Source organism: Bacteroidetes Order II. bacterium (assembly GCA_016788705.1).
Taxonomy (GTDB): domain Bacteria; phylum Bacteroidota; class Rhodothermia; order Rhodothermales; family UBA2364; genus UBA2364.
Genome location: JAEUSQ010000012.1, coordinates 58045 through 66726, shown reverse-complemented (window position 1 = coordinate 66726; position 8682 = coordinate 58045). Strand labels below are relative to the sequence as shown.

Below are 8682 nucleotides of genomic sequence, written 5' to 3'. Positions count from 1 at the left end.
CGTGGTGGAAGCCCTCACCGCTAAGTTCGGCTCGCTGTCGGATGGTTGGCATAAAACCATTCAAGATGCCCCAACCGATAAAATTCTGGACTTGTACGGAAAAGCCATGGCTGCGCAACGGCTGGAGGACGTAGCCTTGTAGTTTTGCAGTGCCTTATCCCCAATTCACCAAAACAGGCCGGAAATCTAACAGACGCCGACCTATTGCACACTTACGCTAACAAAAAACTACCGCTTAAGGTATAAGTTCCGCATTTCGTATGGCTTTTGGAAATGATCGTCCGAAAGTTCGTCAATAAAGACGATCGCTTCGCCGGTGGATTTCATTTCCGGACCAAGTTCTTTGGAAACCTCCGGAAACTTATCCCAAGAGAACACAGGTTCTTTGATTGCATACCCCACCAACTTGGAAACCAGCAACCCAGCATCACGGAACTTGGCCAACTTCTCGCCCAGCATCAGCCGTGTTGCATAATTCGAAATTGGCACGCCTGTTGCTTTTGCAACAAATGGCACGGTACGACTGGCACGTGGATTCGCCTCTATGACATACACATCATCTTTTTTGACCACCATCTGGATGTTTACCAAGCCTACGGCCTTCATGGCACGCGCAATAGAGCGGGTATAAGATGTAATGGTTTCGATCACGTGTGGCTTTAGCGAAAAAGGCGGCAGCACCGCCGTAGAATCTCCGGAATGCACACCAGCAGGTTCTATTTGTTGCATAATTCCACAGATATGTACGTCTTCGCCATCCGACAAAGCATCTACGTCTATCTCTACTCCGCCTTCCAGAAAGAGGTCTAAGAGCAATTGATTGTCCGGAAAAATATCAAAGATCCGTTGGGCATATTCGCGCACCTCGTCTTTGTTAATGGCAATCCTCATACCTTGCCCACCCAAAACATAGCTAGGGCGTACCAAAATAGGATAGCCGATGGTCTCGGAAACTACTGCGGCCTCGCTCGGAGAATGCGCCACGCCAAAGGGCGGGTAAGGGATTTCGAGCTGTTTAAGCAAACGAGAAAACTGCCCGCGATCTTCAGCTAAGTCCATATTTTTATATGATGTACCTAAAATCCGAATACCCACTTCGTGCAATTGGCGGGAAATGCGCAAGGCCGTTTGCCCCCCCATCTGAACGATCACACCAATGGGCTTTTCGTGCTCAATCACATCCATTACCCGTTCAAAGAAAACGGGTTCAAAATACAGCTTATCCGCAATATCGAAATCCGTAGAAACCGTCTCGGGATTACAATTGATCATAATGGCCTCGTAACCGCTTTCCTTTGCGGCCAAGACAGCATGGACGCAAGAATAATCGAACTCGATACCTTGCCCAATTCGGTTAGGGCCAGAACCAATAATCACCACCTTTTCTCGTTCCGAAACTTCCGACTCATTCTCATCGGCATATGTCGAATAGAAATAAGGAGTTTGTGCCGGAAACTCACCCGCACACGTATCCACCAATTGGAATACAGGCTTTAGGCCCAAGTGTTTCCGGTGTTGCCGCACATCATCTTCAGAAACATCCCCTTGGAGCAAAAACGCCAATTGTGCATCCGAAAAGCCATTTTGTTTGGCCTGCCGCAAGAGTGCCAAGGGCAACGTTTGCAAGTGGTGCGGGGCGATTTGTTTTTCTAACCGAACCAGATATTGAATTTGGTACAAAAACCACTTATCCACCTTGGTAATGTCGGCAATTTCTTCCACCGATGCCCCCATTTTCAATGCGGAACGAATTTGCAGGGTGCTGTCCCAATACGGTTTTTGCAGACGCGTCCGAATGACGTTTCGGCTAGGCTCTTCACGATCTGCACCCAATCCGGCACGCCCAATTTCCATACTCTGCCACGCTTTTTGGAGCGATTCTGTGAAGGTACGTCCGATGGCCATCACCTCGCCCACCGCCTTCATCTGGGTGGTCAGTACTTCATCGGCACCTTCAAATTTATCAAAATTAAAGCGTGGAACCTTTGTCACCACATAATCTATACTCGGCTCAAAACAGGCCGAAGTGGTTCCCGTCACGTCGTTGGGAAGTTCGTCTAAGGTATAGCCTATCGCCAATTTAGAAGCCACCTTGGCAATTGGATAACCCGTCGCTTTAGAAGCCAACGCCGATGAGCGCGAAACACGGGGATTGATCTCGATGGCAATCATACGGCCCGTTTTCGGATTAAAAGCGAATTGTACATTACACCCGCCAGCAAATGTCCCAATAGAACGCATCATCCGAATGGCCGCATCCCGCATCCGCTGAAAATCTTTATCTGAAAGCGTTTGTGTAGGCGCAACCGTCAACGAATCGCCCGTATGAACCCCCATCGGATCTAAATTCTCGATGCCGCAAATAATAATGACATTGTCGTTGGCATCTCGCAAGAGTTCCAATTCATACTCTTTCCAGCCAAACATGCTTTCTTCAATCAGTACCTCATGAACCGGAGACATTTCGAGTCCTCGGATCACCTTCCGGTCGAATTCGTCCTGTGTCCAAACGATACCGCCACCTGTTCCACCCAGTGTAAAGCTCGGACGAATCACCACGGGCAATCCACCCAATTCCTGGGTAATTTCCTTGGCCTCAAGCAGAGAATTGGCCACACGACTTCGCGCCTGATCCACCCCAATTTTCTCCATCAGATCCCGAAATTGTTGACGATCTTCGGTGATATCTATGGCGTCTATGTCCACCCCAATAATGTCAATATTCCTCTTTTTCCAGAACCCTTCGTGATGGAGCGTCCTTGCCAAATTAAGGGCTGTCTGTCCTCCCATCGTAGGCAATACTGCGTCTGGACACTCGGTCTCACAGATTTTTTTGATGGATTTGGGTGTCAATTCCTGCAAATAAATCCGATCGGCGGTCATCGGATCGGTCATGATGGTTGCTGGATTCGAGTTGACCAAAATCACTTCGTAGCCTTCTTTTTTAAGCGAGCGGGCTGCCTGTGTTCCCGAATAATCGAACTCACATGCCTGTCCAATAATGATAGGCCCGGAACCGATTAACAAGATTTTTTTGATGTCTGTGCGTTTTGGCATTTTATGTAAGTTCCTGTTTAAATTCGTTTTGAACACCGTAATAGGTTTACACCCGCCCAGAAAAATGCATCAGTCGCTTCATCGCTGGACAAAGTATGATCACACGCGAATAGCGGTTTGGGTCGCGACAATATCCGCCAGAAATTGATCGAACAGGTATTGGCTATCATGCGGGCCGGGCGAAGCTTCGGGGTGATATTGCACCGAGAATCCTTTGAACTGCCGGAAGCGCAGCCCTTCCACCGTCTGGTCGTTGAGGTTAATATGGGTTATATCCGCCACCGAGTTGTTTACCGCCTCCTTCCCTACGGCAAAACCATGGTTTTGTGTAGAAATCTCCACATGTCCTGTAGTCAAATTCTTAACAGGATGATTCGCTCCCCGGTGTCCCACGTGCATTTTATACACCTCCAAGCCATTTGCCAGCGCCATCAATTGATGCCCCAGACAAATACCAAACATCGGGAGACCCATCTGAATGGCCTCTTGCGCCACCTTTATTTGCTCTGGCATCGCACGCGGATCACCCGGACCATTCGAGAAAAACAAGCCCTCAGGCTGCCACTTCAGCACCTCTGCCAACGGCGTATCGTGTGGAAACACCCGTACCGTACAATTCCGACTTTGGAAAGACCGCAGAATATTCAGTTTGCACCCAAAATCAAATACGGCCACACGTGGCCCTTGCCCACTACAAAAATCATAGGCAACCTCGGTAGAAACACGGCTTGCCAACTCAAGACCATCCATCGAGGGCACACGTTTGGCCCTCTCCACCAATCTTCCATCGTCCAAGTCCACCGACGAGATAACGGCATTCATCACCCCTTTTTCGCGGATATGGCGCACCAAACGGCGTGTATCTATGCCCGAAATGGCCACTACCTTGTGCCGTTTCAGGAAACTATCTAACGATTCTTCGGCACGGGGATTGGAGTAATCGTCCGTGAATGAGCGCACCACCAAGCCAGAAATCATGACTTTTCGGGCTTCAAGATCTGCTTCGGCGGCGCCATAGTTCCCAATATGGGGATAGGTCATCATCATGATTTGCCCTACATAACTTGGATCCGTTGCAATTTCCTGATAGCCTGTCATGCTGGTATTAAAGCAGAGTTCACCAGTGGTTTCACCTCGAAAACCGCGCGCAACGCCTGTTACCACGATTCCATCCGAGAGTGCCAATTTTGCCGTTTCGTTCATTCTTGGTTTTTTGAAAGCGGTTTCAAATGACCGAATACAAAAAAAGCCTTCCACTACGGAAAGCCCAGCTGTTCACCGTTTCATATGTCTATTGAAGGGGTTCATCCAACAACTTACAATCGAGGGGTGGTTCTTGCATGTATCCGGTGTTATCTTACGGGTGATTTAGACGGCTTAAAATACGGGTAACATCCCGTAAACAAAACCTTTGGCAGGTTCATTCATTAAAAATCAAGATAGATCACGCGGACTGGACATGGAAATTAGAGATGAAATAGCAATCTTAGACACCATTTTTTCGGAAAGAAATAGGGCATATGGGGCATATGCCTTACGGCAGATATTCCCGGCTCATATGCGCTTGGCAGGATTAATCGTTCTACTGGTTTCCCTATTCTTAAGCATCGTTTTCTTTACACATAAATGGATTTACCCACCCCAAATCAATGTCACTAAACAGGATGTGGTCGCCCAATTGGTTACCCTTCCTGAGCCACCCTCACTTCCTAAACCCAAGGTAGAACTCCTCCCCAAAGCACCCATTGGTGGCCCTGCTGGTGGCGGTACACCTGCTCCCGCAGTACGGCCAACCATTCGCTTTGTGCCGCCCGTTATCCGCCGCGACGAAGAAGTACAAGTAGAAGAGCCGCCACCCACCATCGAGGAATTGAAGCCCAAAGTTGCCGCAACCACCACCCAAAAAGGAGACTCTACGGCGGTTGCGACCTCTTCCGGCATCGGAAGTGGGGTGGGAAATGGGGTGGGGGATGGTATCGGCGATGGGCGGGGGGACGGGAATGGCACGGGCGAGGGAACGGGCAATGGGAACAACAAACCTACTCAACCGGATGTAAGAATTGCCCCGAAATTAGTACGCATTGTTACACCAGAATACACCGAAGCAGCCCGTAGTAAACGAATATTGGCCAAGGTAAGTGTAGAAGTTACGATAGATGAGACCGGAAAAGTGACTATCGCCCGTATCTTAAAACGATGGCTCTTAGACAAAAAAGGAACCGAAACACCCATTGATCGCTTGGAATATGGCCTTGAAGATGCTGCAATGAATGCAGCTACCCGCCACCTTTTCCGTCCTGCCCGCCTCAATGGCAAAGCAATCCCCAGTACCTACGTCCTCGACATGCAATTTGGGGTTGAATAACACCGAGGCTCAACAAATCCACCCATCAAAGGGTTAGAAAACCTGCCCAAGGCTTGCTTCAGTTGGTCGCAAGCAAGGAACCATCGTCCCGCCCAACCGTTACAATGAAATTGAGCAAAAAAATGCAAATCTGCAAGCACCCAATCCTATGAAAACACGCCACATCCTCATCGTTGCCCTAAACTTGATGCTTTGCACCGCAAGCACCAAGGCGCAAATTACCTTTCCAACAAGTACCACTACAGCAGAAGCCCGCGTTGTAAAAAATACAGATCTACCCGATCTTCCTACTACCCAAACTCAAGAAATAGATGATATAGAAACGCACTTCCATGAATTTAATCCTATTATAGTAAATGCAATAAGCAATATTTTAAATTACGGAGTAAATGTTGCATGTTTTCAGGATCAAAATGGAGTTAAATTTATTATTGAAAATAAAAATGGAACAAAAGGAATTTATGAAATGAAGCTTGTAAATGGTACTTATACACTTGCTCTTGCAAGCAATGTAGTCCAACCAAACATCGCTGGAAATCTTGATTATGAATTCACCGACAAAGATGGCAGTCTCGTCTTCTGGGACAAAGGACAAAGCATGTTCAAAAGGATGGTCTCGACAAAAGATGCAAATGGTGTAGTGAGTTATTCTTTTGTAGATTTGGATAGTTTGGGTATTAATGAAGGAATTTTTGAGCTGAATGGGAAGAAAATATATTTTGATGGAAATTCACAAAAATTTTATGATAATAAAGACCAACAGGGGAATTCTCTTATACAATTTAGTAGTATTCTACAGAAATTCCAAGTGATTAAATATACTATCAATGGTGTCTCAAAAGATTATTTAGTTCTTGCAGGAAAGCCTTTAGGAGGAAGTGATGGCATGTATCTCATGGATGAAAACGGTGTTTTTGCCGAACAAAATGGCGAAAAAATTAATTTAATAAAATCATTCCCATCCATAGATTTCACAGAATTTAATGTTTATAAAACAACAAAAGGTGAAATGCTCATGGCTATCAAAGAAATTGCATTTACAAATGGAGTCAAAGAATACAAGTGGTCACTACTCAATACTTCTACCGGTCAGAAATATGAAATGCAATACACCGGAACTCAATCTACCCAAAGTGCTTTCAAAGAAGGAGCCCCTACCATTGTTGAAATAAATGGCAAATTCTATCCTATGTTCACCGATGGCGTCAGAACATATGTCTATGAAATCCCAGACGGTTCTATCCCTTCTTGGTCTCCTACACTCACTACCTTCGTCCAAACCCTCAATACCACAGAAGACGCACCTGCAAAAACCATCAATCTTTCGCCCCTTGGCTCAAACCTCGATCTTGTCAAACTCCGTTTTACCTTTTCGCCTGTCAGTCTTGGCACACTCACCGCAGATGCTGTTAGCAATAAACTGACCTTTACACCTGCAAAAGATGCAAACGGTACGGGAACTATCACCATCAAACATGATGGACTTGCCGATCAGACAGTAGCCATTACCATCACTCCCGTAAATGATGCCCCAATACTTGGTTCTGTCACCCTCTACAACAACGTTACGGCGGGCATTTCAGGACTTCTTGCCCAAATTCCTGCTTCCGACATCGAAAATGATGCCCTGACAGCAACGTTTATTGGCACTTTCGATGCAAACCTGTTTAATGTTAGCGTGGTAGGTGGCAATGTAGAAATACGCTCAAAAACAACAACGCCTGCTCGCACGTATTCGGGGAAGATAATAGTAGATGATGGCAAAGGAGGCATAATTGAGAAGGATGTGAGTGTGGAGGTGAAAGAGGCGGGATTGTCGCCTACATGGGGTAATGACACATCTATTAATGCCATGAAATCAGCATTACAATTTATTAATGAGGAAACGACTCAAACCTATGATTTAAAACAAGTACTACTCAATATCTCAGATTGGACGAGTGTACGTGTGTCAATAAATAAACCGAACTTAGTTACTGCTACAGTGAAAAACAATGGCATGCTTGAAATTAAGATCGCCAAAGGTTTTACTGGTCGCTTTGATATATCAATTCAACCACCAAGTTTGGTAACACAAGTAATTGAGTCTCAAAGTTTTTATGCAACTCTCAATGAAAGTTATGGAAGAAACTTTTATACAAACACCACAGGAATTAAAAAAGTTGAGCTGAATACTCTTTTCCCAGATGATGCTGTTCTTAACTGGACTCTTACATCCAAAGATTTATTTAACCCAAATACTACCAAAATAGAAGGCGGATATCTTTACTTTGCATTTTTACCCAATCTTACTATCAACCAAGGTCAATATTTGATTTCTGTATTTTCTCCGAAGCACAATAGTAACTTTGGGGCGAATGTAAATATATTTTATCCCGAAATTGATTCTCCAAATATCACCAATGTTACACTAAGCAGAACAAAAGACAATGACTTTGATATACTTCCGCTTGGACGAGGCAATGCGGGAACATATCCTAATGCTTTTTATAATTGGGCAGTAAAAGCCAATATGATCTCGACTAATGATTTAGGCAAGCCTGTTCCTGCAAAACTAATACTTGAATTGCGAAATGAAAGTTTTGAATTATTGGAACGAAAAATCATTAAGTCAGATGTTTTAGACCCCAATCGTTCTTCAGAGATCGTATCTATAACACCAGCAGACCTGAAAAAGCATTTTTCAGCAGCGACCAAAATGTACCCCGTTTTTGGATATAGTGTAGAAATGACGCATCTGGGAGACGGTGTTACAAAGATTTTTGATGATTTAACCTTTACTACTGCAACCCCAATCCCAATTCAAGCCCCCATCGCCAACGAATCCGAATCACCAACAAATTTTTCTATTTCAGGTGTTTACCCCAACCCATTTTCTACCATTGGTACGGTATCTTTTAGCCTTCCACAGGCGCAAACGGTAAAAATTCGGGTATATGATGTTTTGGGGCGCGAGGTACTGCCCTTGGTTTCGTTGCCACTGGGTGCAGGCCATCATACGCATACCTTAGATGCCAAATTGCTGTCTGCGGGCATCTATTTCCTGCATTTTCAGGCAGGGGACTTACAACAGATCAGGAAATTCACCCTGCAACGTCCAAAAAACTAGGCAGATACACCCTTTGGTATAACAGATGGGCGCATCCCCTATTGGTACTATTTTATGCACGGACTTGCATTTTCCGTGAAGGTGTTGTAAAATGGCTTCTCTACTTGCTGCTATTCCGCTTTTGTGGCTGGTACACCTCTTTCTGTTGCAA

General features: G+C 45.5%; 5 protein-coding genes. 3 read left to right on the top strand and 2 right to left on the bottom strand.

Features of this window, described 5'->3' with window-relative positions:
• Positions 1 to 142 (top strand): hypothetical protein (locus tag JNN12_02035; GenBank protein ID MBL7977091.1); only part of this gene is annotated, 142 nt, incomplete at its 5' end.
• An 86-nt stretch (positions 143 to 228) separates the two neighbouring features.
• Here JNN12_02035 and carB read toward each other — a convergent pair.
• Both carB and carA read right to left on the bottom strand, forming a co-directional pair.
• Positions 229 to 3057: a carbamoyl-phosphate synthase large subunit gene (gene carB, locus JNN12_02030; protein MBL7977090.1), complete on the bottom strand. Its 2829-nt coding sequence runs from the start codon at positions 3055 to 3057 to the stop codon at positions 229 to 231.
• Positions 3058 to 3156: 99 nt separating this feature from the next.
• Complete coding sequence (gene carA, locus JNN12_02025) at positions 3157 to 4260, bottom strand: glutamine-hydrolyzing carbamoyl-phosphate synthase small subunit (protein MBL7977089.1); 1104 nt, start codon at positions 4258 to 4260, stop codon at positions 3157 to 3159.
• A 256-nt stretch (positions 4261 to 4516) separates the two neighbouring features.
• Between carA and JNN12_02020 the strand changes: the two genes are divergently transcribed.
• Together JNN12_02020 and JNN12_02015 are read left to right on the top strand one after the other, a co-directional pair.
• Positions 4517 to 5422, top strand: a complete 906-nt coding sequence (locus tag JNN12_02020) for a hypothetical protein (protein MBL7977088.1) — start codon at positions 4517 to 4519, stop codon at positions 5420 to 5422.
• A gap of 148 nt (positions 5423 to 5570) precedes the next feature.
• Positions 5571 to 8531: a T9SS type A sorting domain-containing protein gene (locus JNN12_02015; protein ID MBL7977087.1), complete on the top strand. Its 2961-nt coding sequence runs from the start codon at positions 5571 to 5573 to the stop codon at positions 8529 to 8531.
• The last annotated feature ends 151 nt before the right edge of the window (positions 8532 to 8682 follow it).